Source organism: Rubrivirga aquatilis (assembly GCF_046845665.1).
In the GTDB taxonomy this organism is placed as follows: Bacteria; Bacteroidota; Rhodothermia; order Rhodothermales; family Rubricoccaceae; genus Rubrivirga.
On sequence record NZ_CP177355.1, the window covers coordinates 2,321,283 to 2,338,387 of the forward strand.

General features: G+C 69.9%; 19 protein-coding genes. 3 read left to right on the forward strand and 16 right to left on the reverse strand.

What is annotated here, in order from left to right; genetic code table 11:
- Window positions 1–38: 38 nt before the first annotated feature.
- From ACLII4_RS10050 to ACLII4_RS10125, 16 genes are all read right to left on the reverse strand, one after another.
- Window positions 39–854, reverse strand: a complete 816-nt coding sequence (locus tag ACLII4_RS10050) for a hypothetical protein (RefSeq protein ID WP_412067261.1) — start codon at window positions 852–854, stop codon at window positions 39–41.
- On the reverse strand, window positions 851–1,621 hold the full coding sequence (locus ACLII4_RS10055; RefSeq protein WP_412067262.1) for a hypothetical protein: 771 nt from the start codon (window positions 1,619–1,621) through the stop codon (window positions 851–853). Before ACLII4_RS10055 ends, ACLII4_RS10050 begins: the two co-directional genes overlap by 4 nt.
- On the reverse strand, window positions 1,618–2,412 hold the full coding sequence (locus ACLII4_RS10060; protein ID WP_412067263.1) for a hypothetical protein: 795 nt from the start codon (window positions 2,410–2,412) through the stop codon (window positions 1,618–1,620). The genes ACLII4_RS10055 and ACLII4_RS10060 overlap by 4 nt, the downstream gene beginning before the upstream one ends.
- Window positions 2,409–3,182 (reverse strand): hypothetical protein, encoded by a 774-nt coding sequence (locus tag ACLII4_RS10065; protein ID WP_412067264.1) that lies wholly within the window; start codon window positions 3,180–3,182, stop codon window positions 2,409–2,411. The genes ACLII4_RS10060 and ACLII4_RS10065 overlap by 4 nt, the downstream gene beginning before the upstream one ends.
- Window positions 3,179–3,886 carry a hypothetical protein gene (locus ACLII4_RS10070; RefSeq protein WP_412067265.1) on the reverse strand — a complete coding sequence of 236 codons (708 nt, stop codon included), beginning with the start codon at window positions 3,884–3,886 and terminating at the stop codon, window positions 3,179–3,181. The genes ACLII4_RS10065 and ACLII4_RS10070 overlap by 4 nt, the downstream gene beginning before the upstream one ends.
- Window positions 3,883–4,671 carry a hypothetical protein gene (locus tag ACLII4_RS10075; RefSeq protein WP_412067266.1) on the reverse strand — a complete coding sequence of 263 codons (789 nt, stop codon included), beginning with the start codon at window positions 4,669–4,671 and terminating at the stop codon, window positions 3,883–3,885. The genes ACLII4_RS10070 and ACLII4_RS10075 overlap by 4 nt, the downstream gene beginning before the upstream one ends.
- Window positions 4,668–5,462, reverse strand: coding sequence for a hypothetical protein (locus tag ACLII4_RS10080; protein WP_412067267.1), 795 nt, complete (start codon window positions 5,460–5,462; stop codon window positions 4,668–4,670). The genes ACLII4_RS10075 and ACLII4_RS10080 overlap by 4 nt, the downstream gene beginning before the upstream one ends.
- Window positions 5,459–6,193, reverse strand: a complete 735-nt coding sequence (locus ACLII4_RS10085; protein ID WP_412067268.1) for a hypothetical protein — start codon at window positions 6,191–6,193, stop codon at window positions 5,459–5,461. The genes ACLII4_RS10080 and ACLII4_RS10085 overlap by 4 nt, the downstream gene beginning before the upstream one ends.
- The gene (locus ACLII4_RS10090) at window positions 6,190–6,927 is read right to left on the reverse strand and encodes a hypothetical protein (RefSeq protein WP_412067269.1); all 738 of its coding nucleotides are present in this window, start codon (window positions 6,925–6,927) and stop codon (window positions 6,190–6,192) included. Before ACLII4_RS10090 ends, ACLII4_RS10085 begins: the two co-directional genes overlap by 4 nt.
- The gene (locus ACLII4_RS10095; RefSeq protein WP_412067270.1) at window positions 6,924–7,394 is read right to left on the reverse strand and encodes a hypothetical protein; all 471 of its coding nucleotides are present in this window, start codon (window positions 7,392–7,394) and stop codon (window positions 6,924–6,926) included. Before ACLII4_RS10095 ends, ACLII4_RS10090 begins: the two co-directional genes overlap by 4 nt.
- Window positions 7,342–7,689 (reverse strand): hypothetical protein, encoded by a 348-nt coding sequence (locus tag ACLII4_RS10100; protein ID WP_412067271.1) that lies wholly within the window; start codon window positions 7,687–7,689, stop codon window positions 7,342–7,344. Before ACLII4_RS10100 ends, ACLII4_RS10095 begins: the two co-directional genes overlap by 53 nt.
- Entirely contained in the window at window positions 7,686–8,468 is a 783-nt protein-coding gene (locus ACLII4_RS10105; RefSeq protein ID WP_412067272.1) for a hypothetical protein, read from the reverse strand. Before ACLII4_RS10105 ends, ACLII4_RS10100 begins: the two co-directional genes overlap by 4 nt.
- On the reverse strand, window positions 8,465–9,229 hold the full coding sequence (locus ACLII4_RS10110; protein ID WP_412067273.1) for a hypothetical protein: 765 nt from the start codon (window positions 9,227–9,229) through the stop codon (window positions 8,465–8,467). Before ACLII4_RS10110 ends, ACLII4_RS10105 begins: the two co-directional genes overlap by 4 nt.
- Window positions 9,230–9,506: 277 nt before the next feature.
- Entirely contained in the window at window positions 9,507–10,511 is a 1,005-nt protein-coding gene (locus ACLII4_RS10115) for a zinc-dependent alcohol dehydrogenase family protein (protein ID WP_412067274.1), read from the reverse strand.
- Window positions 10,512–10,771: 260 nt separating this feature from the next.
- Window positions 10,772–11,905 (reverse strand): PQQ-dependent sugar dehydrogenase, encoded by a 1,134-nt coding sequence (locus tag ACLII4_RS10120; RefSeq protein ID WP_412067275.1) that lies wholly within the window; start codon window positions 11,903–11,905, stop codon window positions 10,772–10,774.
- A 245-nt stretch (window positions 11,906–12,150) separates the two neighbouring features.
- Window positions 12,151–13,071, reverse strand: coding sequence for an FKBP-type peptidyl-prolyl cis-trans isomerase (locus ACLII4_RS10125; protein ID WP_412067276.1), 921 nt, complete (start codon window positions 13,069–13,071; stop codon window positions 12,151–12,153).
- A gap of 447 nt (window positions 13,072–13,518) precedes the next feature.
- On the opposite strand from ACLII4_RS10125, the gene metG reads away from it, so the two are divergent.
- The 3 genes from metG (at window position 13,519) to ACLII4_RS10140 (ending at window position 17,101) form a co-directional block, all read left to right on the forward strand.
- Window positions 13,519–15,657, forward strand: a complete 2,139-nt coding sequence (metG, locus tag ACLII4_RS10130; protein WP_412067277.1) for a methionine--tRNA ligase — start codon at window positions 13,519–13,521, stop codon at window positions 15,655–15,657.
- Window positions 15,654–16,286, forward strand: coding sequence for a hypothetical protein (locus tag ACLII4_RS10135; protein WP_412067278.1), 633 nt, complete (start codon window positions 15,654–15,656; stop codon window positions 16,284–16,286). Before metG ends, ACLII4_RS10135 begins: the two co-directional genes overlap by 4 nt.
- Window positions 16,287–16,372: 86 nt before the next feature.
- Entirely contained in the window at window positions 16,373–17,101 is a 729-nt protein-coding gene (locus tag ACLII4_RS10140; protein WP_412067279.1) for a DUF3047 domain-containing protein, read from the forward strand.
- Window positions 17,102–17,105: the final 4 nt, after the last annotated feature.

Genomic DNA, 17,105 nt, shown 5'->3' on the forward strand with positions numbered 1-17,105 from the left:
TTTGAGAGGAGGGGCGATGTGTTGACTACCGGACAGAGCTAGCCCGCGGGCGGGCAGGGATGGGAGGGCGTCCCGCCCGCGTCCCCGAGGGCGGCCTCCACGTCGGCGCGGAGCGCCTCGGAGGTCTCCCGGATCCGATGCCTGTAGGACGCGATGTTTCGCTTCTCATTGAGCATTTGCTCGAGGTTGGCATACGCCGCTTGATCGGAGAGGAGGTCGTCGGCGCTGAAGCGGAACGGCCGCGCGAGACGCCCCTCGGGGAGGGCGGGGAACGCCTCGACGCGAGCCAGCGAGTCGAGCACCCCTCGCGGCGTCGTGCGGAGGGCGATCTCCGACCAGTCGTATCGGCTCCCAAACGCGACGATCTGGTCCATCCAGAGTTCGGTGACCGACAGGGTTCGGCGGGTGTCGACGTCGACGAGGGCGAGGTAGCGGACGATCGCCGTCCGGAGCGAGTCCGACGGGATCAGCCGGAGGTCGCCGGTCGCGACGAGGGCCTCAGCGGCGCCCGTGACGGGCGAGTACTCTTCGAGGCGTCCTGCGGAGCGGAGCCACGCGAACACGGAGTCCTCGGGCGGGCGGTCGGCGAGGAGGAACGCATGGACGAGCCGTACGTGGTCGCGGTCCCTCGGGCCGAGCAGGGAGTCGGTGGTGAGAATCTGGCGCTCCGTCTCGCAGAGGTCGGCCGCGAGCTGGCCGAGGTGGTCGAGCCCCCGCGCGCGGTCGGCGCGGGCCTGCCCCCACGCCGTGACCTGGAAGCCGATCACCACGCCGATCACGACGATGAGCACTTCGAGCCCGACCGCGAACCAGTTCTGCTCGCGGACGAGACGGGAGAGGCGGCGCAAGATCATAGCGACGACTCCTCGTCGTACGGACACTCGGACCCCCCGCGCGCCAGGGTCTCGAGCAGCACCTCGGCTCGGTCGTGCAACTTCTGCAACACGTCGACATGGAAGTGGGAAAACACGCGGTAGCTGGCCAGCGAGGCCGCCAGCGGCGGGGCTGACCGGATCTGCTCGGTCACCTCGCGCGCCGGTCGGTCTCCGGCGAGGGAGAGCCCCGCGTCGTGCTGTGTGCGGACCAGGTCGGTCCGGAACAGCAGTAGCCGGTTTTCGAACTTCAGCACTTCGTCCTCATACGCGTAGTAGGCCTGGATGCACGGAAACGACTCAAGTCCCGCGATCAAGTTGGCATTGCCCGAGTTGACCAGTGACGCATACCCCGACCGGTCGTTGTCGAGGAAGCGAGTGTAGTACGCGGCCTGGATCATCTCCGCGGGAAGGTCCAAGGCGGGCGTTCTCGTTGGCGTAGGCACGTACCGCTCGGGATTGCGCACGCTGTCGGGCTGGGGCAGCCCGGCGTCGCGGAGCAGGGCCGAGATGGCGGCGGCACGCCACTGAGAGGTCGCGATCCCGGCCTCGATATCACGGATGTCGGAGCGAATGTCCTCGGACAGCTGCGCGACGTAGCGGTCGGCGAGGTCTCGGTCCGTCCGGTCTTGGTTCCAGTTCGAGACCTGGATGCCGATGAAGACGCCCGCCACGACGATGACGAAGTCGATGGCGATGGCCGTCCAGTTCTGGTCGCGGACGTGTTGAGTGATTCGGCGGAGGATCATGGCGTGCGATCGTCGAGCGTGTCCTCCGGGTCCCGGCCCTCCAGCGCGGCAATCACACGGTCAAGCAGGACGATGTCGCCGAGGAGGTTCCCCTGGCCGATCCCGAGTTCCGAGAACTGGTTCCGCAAGTCCTCAACGAGCGTCGCGTCGCTCCGGAGGGCGCGCGCCGTTTCGGCGACGAGGGCGTCATCCACGACGAAGTCGCAGTCGCTTCGAAAGCCGACGGTGACCTGGATGTCGTCGGTCACGTCGCTGCAGTGCTCTCGGATTGATCGTTGGAGCACGTGGGGGATGGTGCCGCGTACCGTCTGGCGGTAGGGCGTGTCCTTGAGCCGATCCAAGTTGGCGGAACTCAGGTCGCTGTAGGAGAAGTAGACCCCCAGCCCACTTGCAAGGGCCGTGGGAGGGAGAAGGCCCACATTCCCGGAAAAGAGGATCTCGTCCCACGTCGCTCGCACATCGCGAAATCCCGACCACTCGGTCGCCCGATAGGCGTGGATCACGAGGGCACGGTCGTCGCCTGGCGCCGCCAGCAGCGCGACGGTGCGTTCGGCGCTGGCGGCGACCGCGTCGTAGTAGGCGACGAGGACCAGGCGGGACTCGCGGTTCTGGTGGAGGTCGACGAGCAGGCGCTCGGTGTAGACCCGACCCAGCCGTGCGTCGGCTCGCGCGGCGTTCCAGTTGGAGACCTGGAGGCCGACGAACACGCCCACGACGACGATGACGAAGTCGATCGCGATGGCGGTCCAGTTCTGGTCGCGGACGTGCTGGGTGATGCGGCGTAGGATCATCCGCTCGCCTCTGCCAGGTAGTCGTCGAGCAATTGGGCGCGGTCGATGATCAAGTGGGCGAAGGAGATCTTGGCGTCCAGGTCGACGAGGCGGCGGACGAGGTCGTCGCGAAGGTCGCGCTCAACGATCGCCGCCACGGCAGACGAGACGGCCTCGGGGGGCAGGTCCACCGAGCACGACTCGGGCAAGGAAATCACCGGCTCCCCGCTCTCTCGGGTCTCAATGATGTCGCCGCAGGCCGCGCGAATGGCGACCTGGGCCCCATACGGCATCGTGCGGCGAACCGTCTCCCGGTAGGACGTGGTCTCCTCCAGGATCGATATCACCGCCCAGACACTGCTGTAGTAGTTGGCGATCCGCTTGCGAACCGCCAGGTTCGAGATGGCGCTGTTGGCGCCGACCGAGATGATCTCGTCATACGTGTCGCGCCCAAACCCGCGCGGGATGATCTGGCTCGCCTGGTACACGTCCACGAGGAACGGAACGCCGAGACTGTCCGACGGCTTGTCGAGAGCGGCCAAGGTGGCGAGCGCGTGGGACCGCGTCTGTCGGAAGTAGGAGAGTCTCAGGCGAAGGTCGTCCTGGTTGGCCGCGATGTCCTCGCGGATGCGCTCGATGTAGACCCGTTCCGAGCGGTCGTGCAGCCGCGCCGCGTTCCAGTTCGAGACCTGGAGGCCGACGAACACACCGACGACGACGATCACGAAGTCGATGGCGATGGCCGTCCAGTTCTGGTCCTGTACGTGTTTTGTGATGCGGCGCAGGATCATGGACTGGCCTTCAGGTTGGCAAGGATCGCCTGGACCTCGTCTAATTGATTGCGTGTGTATCCGCTCAGGCTGCTCTGGTATCCCTGCCAGGACTGCATCTCCCCCTTGGATCCGAGGAGCCGGTCCCAATCGAAGCCAACGACGGCCGTGCTCGCCGCCCCCCAGTCGTCAGGGTCAGTGCTCCACTGTACGGCCTGAAGGTAGTTCGAGGCGGGGTCGAGCAATACGGCCAGCGCCCCTGGATGCGTCCGCGCGTACCGCGCCGCGTAGTCGCCATAGCGAGTCAAGGCCGCACGAAGGTCTGCATCGGACAGGTGTGAGATCGCACCGGTCGACACCATTTCGCTGTAGGTCGTCGACTGTGTCGGGATGCCCCAGACGAAACCGGCGCGGGCCAGGTGCTCCCGGAACGCGGCCTCATTGTCAGGCGGCGTCCCGGCCCGCAGAGCCTCGATCACAACCCCGGTACTCTGCACAGTGGAAACGTAGTTGTCGGCGGCCCGCGCAAGTTCCTCCTCGACGGCCCCGAACTCTTCGGCCAATCGCACCAGCGTCGCTTGTTCTGTGGCGGCCTGCACGCGGGCCTCGTTCCAAGTGTTCACCTGCAACCCGACGAACACGCCGACGACGACGATCACGAGGTCGATGCCGATGGCCGTCCAGTTCTGGTCCCGGACGTGCTGGGTGATGCGGCGCAGGATCATCGGGCCCGACCGGCGACGTGCCGGAGGTTGTCGAGCATTTCGGTGGTCCCGCTCCCGCCGGTGAGGTTGACCAAGATCGACTCGAGATTCCCGAAGCGAAGCTGGAGCGCGGGGAGCACCGTGGGGTCCGACCGCAGCGCCGCGGCTGCGCGGGCAATCCGCTCCGGCGGCACGTCGAGCGAGCAGGGGTAGTCGAGCTCGCCGGGGATCGCGTCGTAGTCGCCGGGCATCGGCCGGCGGTCGCCGCACGACCGGAGCAGCTCGCGCTGGACGTCGACCGGGACGAGGCGCCGGAAGATCCGCCGGTACTCCGACTGAATGCCCTCGTCAGTGATCTGGTCGAAGACGGGGGTCGTGAACACGGCGATGGCGGCCTCGCGCAGCGTGTCGTTGGCGATGAGGCCGATCTCGCCCGTCGAGAGCAGCTCTTCGTAGGTCGCCCGAGCCCGGTCGTGGTCCTTGTACTGCGTCGCGCGGTAGGCGGCGGCCAGGAAGGCCTCGTCGGTGAGCGTCGTGTCGCCGGTGAGGGCGGCGGCGGCGGCCCCGGCGTTGCGCAAGACTTGGGCGTAGTAGGTCGTGGTCCGCTGGTTGGCCCAGTCCTCGAAGCGGACGTCCTCGGCAAGACGGGCCGTGAAGACCTCGGCGCGCGCCGCCGTTTTCCGCGCGTCGTTCCAGTTCGTCACCTGCGTCGCGACGAACACGCCGACGACCACGATGACGAAGTCGATGGCGATAGCCGTCCAGTTCTGGTCCCGGACGTGCTGAGTGACGCGGCGCAGGATCATGGCAGGTCGGGGCGAGGGGCGGCGCTGTGGGCCGGGAGCGCGTCTACGAGGCGGCGGGCTTCGTCCTGGAGCTCGAGCATCGCCGCCCAGTGGAAGTAGCTGATGAACCGGTAGTCCGAGAGGTTGGCGGCCAGGCCCGGCGCGGCGGCGACCGCCCGCCCGATCCCGGACAGCGTGTGGAGCCCACCCCGCGAGAGGCCCGCGGCGAGGACGTCGTCCCCGAGCTGCTGACGACGGTCCCAGAAGTAGCGCTCCGTGTCCCGCACTTCGTCCACGTTCGCGTAGTAGGTCTGGATCTGCCGGGCGAGCGCGGCGTCGCCGATCAGGCGGATGCTGCCCGTGTTGACGATGGCGGTGTAGCTGTGGCGGTTGCCGTCGAGCGTCCGCATCTGGAGGAACTTGCCCACGAGGTCGGCGCCCGCCGTCTCGGGCGGCGGCGGGGCGCTCCGCAGGCGCTCCTGGATCATCGCGTCAGAGAAGCCCCATGTGTCGCGCGCGGTCTCCCCGTACGTCCCCCGGTAGGGCGTGCCTGCGGCGTCGAGGACGCGCGTCATGGCAGCGATGCGATCCTCTACGTCCAGAACCACCTCGTCCATCTCCGCGAGGTCGGCCTCGACGTCGGACTGGAGCTCCCTGAGGAGGCGGGTCTCGACCTGGTGGTCCACCCGGCTGGCGTTCCAGTTGCTCACCTGGATGCCGAGGAAGACGCCGACGACGACGATGACGAGGTCGATGGCGATGGCCGTCCAGTTCTGGTCCCGGACGTGCTGGGTGATGCGGCGCAGGATCATCGTTGGGTCTCGGCGTCGAGGAGCCGGAGGAGGGCCTCGATCAACTCGCGCACCGGCTCGCCGTCCCGGATGGCGAGCGTGGACTGGGCCCAGCGGTCCTCCACGAGGTTGGCGAATGTGAGGTCGGTCAGGAGCGCGCGCCGGTCGATCGGGAACGCGTTCGGCCGGGCGGGCTCGACGAGCCCCGCGCTCGCGTCGACCACGACGAGCGGGTAGCGGGAGGCGAGGTACGGGAGCATCCGGCCGGTGACGATATCGGCGGCCATCCGCTCGTTCTCCTCCATGTTGGCCAGCACGGTCGGCCAGCTCGCCAGCGCCGCCTGGAGGCTGTCGCTCCGGACGAGCGCGATCTGCCCCGACCCCAGCAAAGCGTCGACCCGTCCCACGGTCGGGTCGAAGTCGAGCCAGTCGATGGAGCTCTGGAGCAGCGAGTCGAACCGGGCCGGGTTCGGCTCGGGGGCGTCCGGGCCGGTCATCGCGTGGAGGTTGCGGAGCCGCCGGACCCGGAGGTCACGGACCGCCGCGACCTCGTCGTACCTCGCGCGGTTGGCGAGGAAGTCCTCTTGGAGACCGCGGATCAGGACCTGCTCCCGCGCCCGATCGGCGCGCTCGCCCCCCCAGGCCGTCACCTGGAAGCCCATGACCACACCGACGACCACGATCACGAAGTCGATGGCGATGGCCGTCCAGTTCTGGTCCTTGACGTGCTGGGTGATGCGGCGCAGGATCATCGGTTCGCCTCCGCTTCGGCGGCGAGAAGGGTTTCGACGGCCTTCGCTTCCGCAAGCGCGGAGAGGAGAAGGCCGCGGAGATCCGTCACGATGTCCCACTTGACCGCGACGACGTTGCGGAAGCGCGCCGTGGGAAGCGCGGTCAGGATGCGGTCCGGTTCGAACCCGGCACTTGTCGACAGGCCCTGGTTGTCCCGGAACATGCCGGCGTAGTCGAGGTGGTCGATGATGTAGGGCTGGAAAATGTTGACGAGCTGCATCTCGTGGGTGTCGCCGACGAGCTGAACCACCTCGGCCTTCCCGAAAAAGGACGACATGGCGTTCTTCACCGCCTGGCTCCTGAGGAGCGCGAGGTCGCCCGAGCCGGTCAGGTTGGCGTAGGTGTCGGAGACGATCGGCGTGCCCTCCATCCGGACGAGAAGCGCTGCCGCTTCGTTCAACGCAGCCAGCGTGGTGTCGGGCGCGGCCCTGCGCGACTGCTCAAGGAGCAGCGTCATCGCGTTGGCGATCGACTCGTAGCGGGCGATGTCGGACTCGAGCTCGGCGATAATGGCGCCGAAGTCCTCGGTCAGGGCGATGAGGTACGAGACCTCCCGGGCGCGCTCGACGCGCTCCGCGTTCCAGTTCGAGACCTGGATGCCGATGAACACGCCCACGACGACGATCACGAAGTCGATGGCGATGGCCGTCCAGTTTTGCTCTTGGACGTGCGCGGTGATGCGGCGGAGGATCAAGGCGCGGCCCCAAGGTGCGTGAGCATGACGGCGGTCTGCTCCTGCCGGTCGCCGAAGTTGCGGAGCTTCTCGTCGACGACGCTGAGGTGCCGGGTGAGCAGGCGCGGAAGCTCCGCCACCGACGTCACCGCGGCCACGCCCCGCGCGAGCTCCGCGGGGGTCATCGGGACGACGCAGGGGCCAACGGCCTCCTCGACGATCGAGGCCCCGGTCTCGTCCACGACCACGGCCTCGCAGGCCTCGTGGATGCGGACCTGCAGGCCCAGCGGGAGCGCCGACCGGACGGCCTCGCGGTAGACGGTCCGCTCGCTCCAGGGGACCACGAACTCGTCGAGCTGCCCGTAGTAGACGGCGAGCCGGCTGCGGAGGGCCGGGTCGGGGATGAGCCGGCCCTGCCCGGCCGAGACCATCTCCTCATACGTCGGCCGGGCCGGGTTGAACGGCCACTCCTGCGTCGCCTGGTACACGTCGACGAGGAACGCGGCGGCCGGCGGCGCCGTCGAGCACGGCGAGCGCCGCCCCTCCGTGTGCCCGGACGTCGCGGTAGTAGGCCACCCGCGCGTCGATCGCCTCCCGCTCGGCGCGGACGTCGGCGGCGAGCCGCTGGCGGTACGCGGCGGCCTCCCGCGCGTCGGCGCGCTCGGCGCTCCAGTTGGACACCTGGAGGCCGACGAACACACCGACGACGACGATCACGAAGTCGATGCCAATGGCCGTCCGGTTCTGGTCCTTGACGTGCTGGGTGATGCGGCGCAGGATCATGGGTGGCCCCCCGTTAGCTCAGTCAGCATGTTTCCCCCGGTGCGGATCGCGTTGTCTATGCTGTTGAGGCGGCTGTCGAGAATGCTCAACTGGAAGCGAAGCGCTTGGCGCACCGGGTCGGACGCATGGAGCCTGACGGTTTCCTGGCGAACGAGGGAAGGTGCCAGGTCGACGCGGCAAGCCTCGGGCAAGCTGACAAAGAACCCCGTGGAATTGCCCTCTCCGATCGTGTAGATATCATCACACTGTTCGCGAATGGCGAGTTGGATCCGGTACGCCATCTGCTCGCGGATGATCTGGCGATAGTCGCTCCGGTCCTGCAGGGTCTGTGCGCGCATCTTCGCCCGCTCGTAGTAGGTGGCGAGTAAGCGGCGGGTGCGATCGTTAGCGAGGTGGTCGATCCGCCCGGTCGCGAGCAACTCCTCGTAGGTGCCGTTCCGGACGCTCAGGTTCCATTCCTGACTCGCCTGATACAGGTCGATCAGGAACTGCTCGTCGAGGTTGTCCGGCGGCTGCTCGATCGCGTCGAGCGCGGCGAGCCCATGCCTGCGCACGGCCCCGAAGTAGTCGCTCGCACTCCGCATGGTCGCGATCTCGTCGCGCAGGTCGGCCTGCAGGCGTTCGGTGTAATTCGCGGCGAGAGCCCGATTCTGCCGCGCCTCGTTCCAGTTCGAGACCTGAAGGCCGACGAACACGCCGACGACGACGATGGCGACTTCGAGCGCGACGGCGAACCAGTTTTGCTCCTGGACGTGCTGGGTGAGGCGGCGCAGGATCAAGGCGTGTCCCCGAGCTCAGCGTCGATAAGCGAGATCGCGCGCTCGGCGGAAGCGATTTGATCGTTGAAGGTGGCTTCGAACCCTGTCGTGTACCCTGCCCACTCGGTCAGCGTCGCGTGGATGTCGGGATGTGCCGCGATGGCCGCCACGGCAGCGGCAGAGACGCCGGGGTCGACACCCTCGGGGCACGCATCGAGATACCGCTCTTCGCCGTTCCTGATCTCGTAACAGGTGGCCCAATACGGGCTGTGAGCCGCGAGCGGGATCAGGCCACGAACAAGGGCTCGGTAGGCGGGCACGTCCCGAAAGCCGTTCGCGTTGAGCGTGCCCTGGCGATGGTAGTCTTCGACCGCATCGACGATGTAGCGATTGCGCGGCCACCCGTTGCGACGCATCTCGTCGTAGGCCGAGCGGACGACGTGGGGTTGTTGCCACTGCGAGGCGTGGAAGAAATCAACGAGCACGCCCCAGCACGCATCACCGCACGACGTGCTGTCATCGAGAAAGGCGACGGACCGCGCGCCGGACAGGCTCACTTGGTTATACGCGTTTCTAATGATGGCAATTTGCTCGCTGGACTGGGCGAGTTCTGACCGTAGCTCGCCCAGCAGAAGGCGTTCGTGGGAACTCTCCCCCTGCCTCTCGTTCAGGTTCGACACTTGGATGCCGATGAACACACCGACGACGACGATCACGAAGTCGAGGAAGACGGCCGTCCACTCCTGGTTGCGGACGTGAGCAATGACGCGGCGTAGAATCATCGTTAGGGGGACGAGTCCACAGTACGACTCGCCGGGTTCCCGTGCCGAAGATCCGGAAAATGAGGACTTGGGTCCGCACAGCCAGATCCGGAGAACGCCACAGGGCCCCCGCCCGTCCTCGCTGACACCCAACGGCCTCCCCGCTCGTCCTACGCGAGATCGCGACGGCATTCGTGAACCGTCGCTCACCCGCCTGGCACCCACCGAGGGGAGCGGCCCCCGCAATGACCTCCCCCGCCTCGGCGCCGAGGTGGGGGAGGAGCAACCGGTCTCCGGACTATGCCATCAGCGACTCGCCGACGACCACCACCTTCCCGTCGCGCCGCCCGCCCGACGCCGCCGCCACGGCCTCCTTGATGGCCGACACCGGGTACGTCGCGTGGATCGGCGCCGACAGCTCGCCCGAGGCGATCCGACCCGCCAGCATCCCCAGCACCTCCTGCTGGCGCGCCGGCGGCGTCGTCCGGTACCACTGCGCCAGCCAGAAGCCCCGCACCGTCAGCTGCTTGAAGATCAGGAGCGTCGGGGACAGCGTGCACGGCTCGCCGCTCATCGCCCCGTAGCTGACGAGGGTCGCCCCGTCCGCGAGCGCCTGGCCCAGGCGCTCCGTCGCCGCCCCGCCGACCGCGTCGATGCCGAGGCGGATGGCCGCGCCGTCGGTCGCCGCCGCCACGCGCTCCGCCAGGCCCAGCCCGTCGACCACGCCGTCCACCAGCACCACGTCCGCGCCGCCCGCCCGCAGCGGCGCCACCAGCGACTCGCGCCGCACCACGTTGACCGTCTTCAGTCCGCGCAGCGACGCCAGCGCGATCAGGTACGAGCCCACGCCCGAGTTGGCCGCATTCTGGATCACCCAGTCGCCCGTCTCCAGGTCCACGAACTCGCTCAGCATCAGGTGCGCCGTCGGCGGGTTCACCGTCAGCATCGACAGCTGCACCGGGTCGACGTCGGGGAGGGGCACCAGCGAGGCCGCTTGGGCCACCCGGTGCGTCGCCCACGTCCCCGAGCCGACCGGCAGCAGGACCGTCTGCCCGATCTCCGGCGACGACACGCCCGGCCCGTGCTCCACGACGCGAGCCACGCCCTCGCTCCCCCCGACGGCGGGGAGCGGCGGCAGGATGCCGTACTGGCCCGTCAGTGTCAGCAGGTCCGAGGGGTTGATCGGCGCCGCCAGCAGTTCGAGCAGCACCTGCCCCTCGGTCAGGGCGGGCGTCTCGAAGGGGACCGCCTCGATCACGTCCTGGGGTACCGGGCCCCGCGTGGTGTATTCAGCTTTGAGCATCGTTCGGTTCGTTGGTTAGGGATGGGACGGACGGTCGGGGCGACGAATCGCTTACCGACCGTCGCCGGCTCGACTCTGGTCCGACGCACAGGGGGCAGGCCCAGACCATCCGGACGGGCGGCTGGCGCTGCCAGGGCGCCCCCGCCAGCCGATCCGTCGCAGGTCGCCAGTCCGCGCATCCGGCCCCCCCGGCCCCCGGAGGGGATCCGCCAGACTCCCGACACGTCGGCCCTTGACGCCAGCCGGATTGGGTGCCGGACCTAGCGCGGCGACACTCGGAGCACCCGCCCGCTGTCGGACGGGCCCGGGCTCCCCGCGTCGACAAGGAGGAGCAGGGCGCCGCTCGGCAGTTGTGCCACGTCCCGCACGCGGCCCACGTCCTCCATCACGATCGCCGTCCGCTCGGTCGCCGGGTCGTACGCCACGAGCCGCTGGCGCGCGAGCGAGCCCATCAGGAACGTGCCGTTCCAGTCCGGGAAGGCGCTCCCCACCAGCCGGACCAGCCCGGACGGGGCCAGGTTGAGGTCCCGCCCCCAGTGGGCGATCGGAAGCACCGTGGACTGGCGCGCATCCTCCTCTGTCATGTCGGACACCGGCGACTCGTCGTAATTGAGGCCGTACGAGAACAGGGGCCACCCGTAGTTGCCGCCTCGTTCGATCACGTTCAGTTCGTCCCCGCCGAGCGGCCCGTGCTCGTTCGCGTACAGCCGTCCGTCGTCGACGTCGAAGGACAGGCCCTGCGGGTCGCGGTGGCCCAGGCTCCACACGCTCGACGGGCCGGTCGCCCCCTCGAACACCGGGTTGTCCGACGGCACCGAGCCGTCGGCCCGCAAGCGGTGGATCTTGCCCCCGTCGTTTCGGAGGGCCTGGGCGCCCGGCTCCGGGAACGGGTTGCCGCCGAGTCCTTGCGTCACGAACCAGTGGTCGTCGTCGGACCACGCGATCCGCGAGCCGATGGAGAACGCGTTCGACCGGAAGATCACCTGCCACTCGCTCGCGGCTCGCGCCTCGAACACGAACCGGCCCACGGCCATCCGGCCGGCCGCCGTTACGTAGGCGAGGTAAACCAGCCCATTTGCTGCGAACTGAGGGTGGAGGCTGACATCCATGTAGCCGCCGTAGGTCAGCCCCTCGACCTCGACCGTCAACGTCTGGGGCAGCCCCGCCAGCGCCACCCGCTCCCCGTCGCGGATGTGGAACAGGGCCCCCATCCGCTCGGTGACCAGGAACTCGTTCTCCCCGAGCACCTCGACGCCCCACGGGATCGTGAACCCGTCGGCCACCACCTCCACCGTCGCGTCCAGTGGCGTCACCTCGACGCCGTCGGGTACGCCTGCGTCGCAGGCGGCGAGGAGGAGGAGGCTTGCGAGGGGGGAGGCGTACCGGAAGGTCATGGGCTGCCCTGCGTCGGCGAACCTCGGGAGGTGCCGTATTTTAAGGAGATGGGAGCCGGTGGGCAACGTATCGCAGAGCTGCGGTCGATCCCAAGGCCCAACGGGAGGCCCCACGGATCGCCTCGTGGGCCTTGTCGGGTCAGGCGCGGGCGTACGGAGCCCCGGAGGATATTTGGGTAGGCCGTCCAAACAAAGCGGGCCGCCCCCGAGGTGGGAGCGGCCCGCTGGCGGTCGGAGCCGGGTGCCTACTGCGGCGGCGGGCCGAAGCCCGGGGGCAGCTGCTGCACCTGCCCGTCCAAGATCTCGACCAGCTCGATGTCGAACTCCAGCGGCGTGTTGGGCGGGATGCCGGTGCCGTCCTGGCGCGGCTGGCCCAGGATGCCGTAGGCCTGGCTGGCGGGGATGAACACCGTCCGCGAGCCGCCCACGCGCATGTCGAGGAGGGCGTCGCGGAACCCCTCGACCAGGTTGTTGACCGGCAGCACGGCCGGCTCCTCGCCGGACTCGTCGAAGACGTCGCCGTTCGGGTAGCGGCCTTGGTAGTTCACCGCCACGCGGTCGCCGCGCTGCGGCGAGGCGCCGCTGCCCGTCGTCGTGTTGATGTAGAGGACGCCGTTCGAGCCCAGCTCGCGGACGCCGTCACGCGCACGCACGGCGGTGAAGAACGAGTCGGCGCGGACCGCGTTCGCCGCGATCAGGTCCAGTTGCTGCCGGGCCTGCGGGTTGGTCCCAGCCTCGCGGCGCAAGTTGCGCAGCATCAGCGAGTCCTCCACGGCGGCCTGCGCCACCAGGAAGGCGTCCTCCGAAATGCGCGACGAGTCGCCCGCCAGCGCCTGCCGGACGCCCGCCAAGAAGAGGTCCCGGTCCAGCGTGCTCAGCGGCCCCGTCGAGTCGGCGTTGACCTGGAGCCCGAACTGGAGCCCGAGCGCGTAGGCGATCTCCACGGAGTCACCCGCGAGGCCGGCGTTGAAGCCGTCGAGGAAGCGCGAAAAGTCGAACGACGAGTCCTGCGCGGCGAACTGCTCGCCCGACTGGAAGCCGGCGCTGTAGGAGAACGTCTGGAACGCGTCGAGGTCGTCGGTGTCGACGTCGCCGCCGCCGGCACTGCCCGAGTCGGCGCAGCCGACGACGGCCACCGCGAGGGCGAGGAGGAGGAAACGGGGCATGGGGGGTTCGGGTGTGGAAGCGGTGAAGCTAGCGGGGCCCCTGGGCCGGGTCCGTGACACTTCCGGGAATGCGCCACCCGCGATCCCTGCTGCTGCGATGCGCGCATCCAAACCGTCGCCCTCTCCTCGTCGACGGGTGAACCAGGGTCGGCGCTCCCGGCCGGACCTGCTGGCGCAAGCAGTCTGCGGCGCTTCCCGGAGCACCCTCCCCTCCCGGACGGGAGGGACCGGGGGAGGGCGACCGGCGCCGCGCCAGCGGACCGGCTTGCGCTCGGAGAGAGACACCCTCACCCCGGCTTCGCCGACGCTACGCGTTGTCCCTCTCCCGAGGGGAGAGGGGACGTCGTAGCCCCCTCGCGCCAGCGAGCGGGCTCGCGCAAGCCCCGCACGCCGGGCCCCGGACCGCCCCGACGCCGGTCGGTAGCTTCCCGGCCCCCCTCCGCCGACATGTCCGACCGCCCGCTCCTCGTCACCTCCGCGCTGCCCTACGCGAACGGGCCGCTCCACCTCGGCCACCTCGCCGGCGCCTACCTCCCGGCCGACCTGTTCGTCCGCTACCAGCGCCTGGCGGGGCGCGACGTCGTCTACGTCTGCGGCTCCGACGAGCACGGCGCCGCCATCTCGATCCGCGCGCGCCGGGAGGGGACCACGCCCCAGGCCATCGTCGACCGCTACCACGCCGAGATCCAAGACGCCTTCGAGCGGTTCGGCATCGCCTTCGACGTGTACAGCCGCACGTCGGCGCCGGTCCACCACGAGACGAGCCGCGAGCTGTTCGCCGCCATCGAGCGGGCCGGCGGCTTCACGCGCAAGACCTCGACCCAGCTCTACGACCCCGAGGCCGAGCTCTTTCTCGCCGACCGCTTCGTCACCGGCACGTGTCCCGTCTGCGGCCACCCCGAGGCCTACGGCGACCAGTGCGAAAACTGCGGCTCCGCGCTCGCGCCCGACGACTTGGTCGAGCCCCGGAGCACGCTGTCCGGCGCCACGCCCGAGCGCCGCGAGACGACGCACTGGTACCTCCCGCTCGGCGACCTCCAACCCCAGCTCGAAGCCTACATCGATAGCCGCCAGGGCTGGCGCCCGACCGTCCTCGGACAGGTCCGCAGCTGGCTGAGCGCCGGGCTCGGCGACCGCGCCATGACGCGCGACCTCGACTGGGGCATCCCCGTCCCCGACGCCGTCGACGGCGACGCGGCGGGCAAGGTGCTCTACGTCTGGTTCGACGCGCCCATCGGCTACGTCTCGGCCACCAAGGAGTGGGCCGCCGGCACCGGCGACCCGGACCGCTGGCAGCGCTACTGGCAGGTCCACGACGACGGCACGGCGCCCGAGCTCGTCCACTTTATCGGCAAGGACAACATCGTCTTCCACTGCTTGATCTTCCCGGCCACGCTGATGGCCGCGAACGCGGCGAAGGCGACCGCGCGGCCGTTCGTGCTCCCCGAGAACGTCCCCGCCAACGAGTTTTTGAACCTCGAAGGCCGCAAGCTCTCCACGAGCCGCGGATGGGCCGTGTGGGCTGCCGAGGCCGCCCAGGCCTTCGAGCCCGACGCGCTCCGCTACGCCCTCGCCGTCGGCCTGCCGGAGACGAAGGACGCCGACTTTACGTGGTCCGATTTTCAGAATCGCGTCAACGGCGAGCTCGCGGACGTGGTCGGCAACTTTGTGAACCGCGCCCTGACGTTCGCGACGCGCTACACCGACGGACAGGTGCCCGCGCTGGCGGACCCCAGCGATGCCGACCGCGCCATGCTCGACGCGCTCGCGGCCGCCCCCGCCGCCATCGCCGACGCGTACACCGGCTACCGCACCCGCGAGGCCGTCGCGCTCACCGTCGACCTCGCGCGCAAGGGCAACCAGTATCTCCAGGAGACCGAGCCCTGGAAAACGCGCACGACCGATGCCCAAGCCATGAGCAACTCGGTCGCCGTGGCGCTCCAGGTGACGGCCGGGCTGTCGATTTTGCTGGAGCCCGTCGTCCCCACGCTCGCGGCGAGGTTGCGCGCGATGCTGGCGCTGAGCGGCGTCCGCTCGTCGGAGACGGCGGGCACCGAGGGGCTCGGCTGGGACGATGCCGGGACCGCGTTTCTCGCCGCTGGCCATGCGCTCGGCGAGCCGGGCATCCTGGTCGAAAAGATCGAGGACGACGCCGTCGAGGCCCAGCGCCAGCTGCTCGCGGACCGCTCGGCGGCGGCCAGCGACCCGGCCGAGGCCGCCGACGAATCGCCGGCCGCCGCCGCCGCCCCGTTCGCTGACCTCGGCGACGAGATCACCTTCGACGCGTTCACGCCCCTGGATATGCGCGCCGGCCGCATCGTCGCGGCCGACGTCCACCCCAAGGCCGACAAGCTCCTCCGCTTCGACGTGGACCTCGGCTTCGAGACGCGGCAGATCCTGTCCGGCGTCCGGGAGTTTTTCGCGCCCGACGACCTGGTCGGCAAGACCGTCGTCGTGGTCGCCAACCTGAAGCCGCGCACGATCCGGGGGCTGGAGAGCCAGGGCATGATCCTGTTCGCCGAGAACCGCGACGGCGTGCTGATCCCGGTCGAGACGGCGGCCGAGCCCGGGGCGACCGTCCGATGAGAGCGCTCCTCGTTGGATGTGCCCTGCTCGCGACGGCCGCCAGCGCCCAGGCGCCGCTCGACGCCGTCGCGCTCGCGCTCGGCGTCGGCGACGACGTGGTGTCGATCGAGGTGCGCGCCGAGACGCGCGCGACGCTAGCAGGGGAGACGGTCGTCGTCCCATCGCGTCGGACGATCCGGCGCCAGACCGCGCGGTGGCGGTCGACGCTCGGCGGCGAGCCGCGCGTGGTCGTGCTGACGGAGCGGGGTGCCCTGGCGGGGGAGGACGCCGTGGCGCTCGGGCCCGCCGCCACGGCCGAGGTCCGCGCCGCGCTGTGGCTCGACCCGCTCGCGCTCGCCCTGCGGCGCCGCCAGCTGACCGTCCGCGACCTGGGAGGCGGGCTCCTGCGCGTCCGGGCGCCCCGGCTGGCCGAGGCCGTGCTCGTCAAGCTCGACGCCCAGTCCCGCCCGGTCCGGCTGACGACGTTCGTCGTGCGTGGCGGCGCGCGCGTCTACGTCGAGGTCGTGCTCGCCGACTACCGCACGGTCGACGGGCTGGCGGTGCCGCACCGGGTGACGCTGGCCGAGGGCGGCGCGGTGCAGGGGACGACGACGGTGCGCCGGGTGACCGTCGAACGCGCCGGGGACTGACGGGAGGGGAGGCCGCTGTCCTACGGGTCGTTTGGACCGGGCGTCTCGGCCGCCCCGTTCCGGGAGGGCATCCCGCCCCTCCCCCCATGACCCGTCCTCGCTCCCTCGCGCTCGCCCTCGTCGGGCTCGCCGTCCTGGCCCTCTCCGCGTTCACGCAGCCCGACTACGTCGTGGCCTCGTTCTCCAACATGCGCCCCGGGGGCGCCGTCAACGGCTGGGAGGCGATGCGGCTCGGCGACGCCCGTCCCAGCGACTACCGGCTCGTCCGCGACGGCCGCACGACCGTCGTCCGCGCCGAGGCCAACGCCTCGGCCTCCGGCCTCGTCCGACGGTTCGATCTCGACGCCAACCGCTTCCCGGTCTTGCGCTGGCGCTGGAAGGTCGACAACGTGGTCGAGGGCGGCGACCTGCGGCGCAAGAGCGGCGACGACTACGCGGCGCGGATCTACGTCCTGTTCGACTACGACCCTGCCGACCTCGGCTTTGCCGACCGCGTCAAGTACCGCGCGCTCCGGGCCCTGGGCTACGACAACGTCCCGGTCCGCGCGCTGAGCTACGTCTGGGCCAGCCAGCCCGGCGCGTCGGGGATCTCCCCGAACCCGTTCACCGACTGGGTCCAGATGATCCCCGTCGAAGCCGGGACGGGGAACGTCGGCACGTGGCAGTCGGCGTCGCGCGACCTGGTCCGCGACTACCGCGCCGCCTTCGGCGAGGCGCCCCCGCCGGTTGCGGGGATCGCCATCATGACCGACGCCGACAACACCGGCAACCGCGCGACGGCCTACTACGGCGACATCCGGATGACCGGTCGCTAGCGGT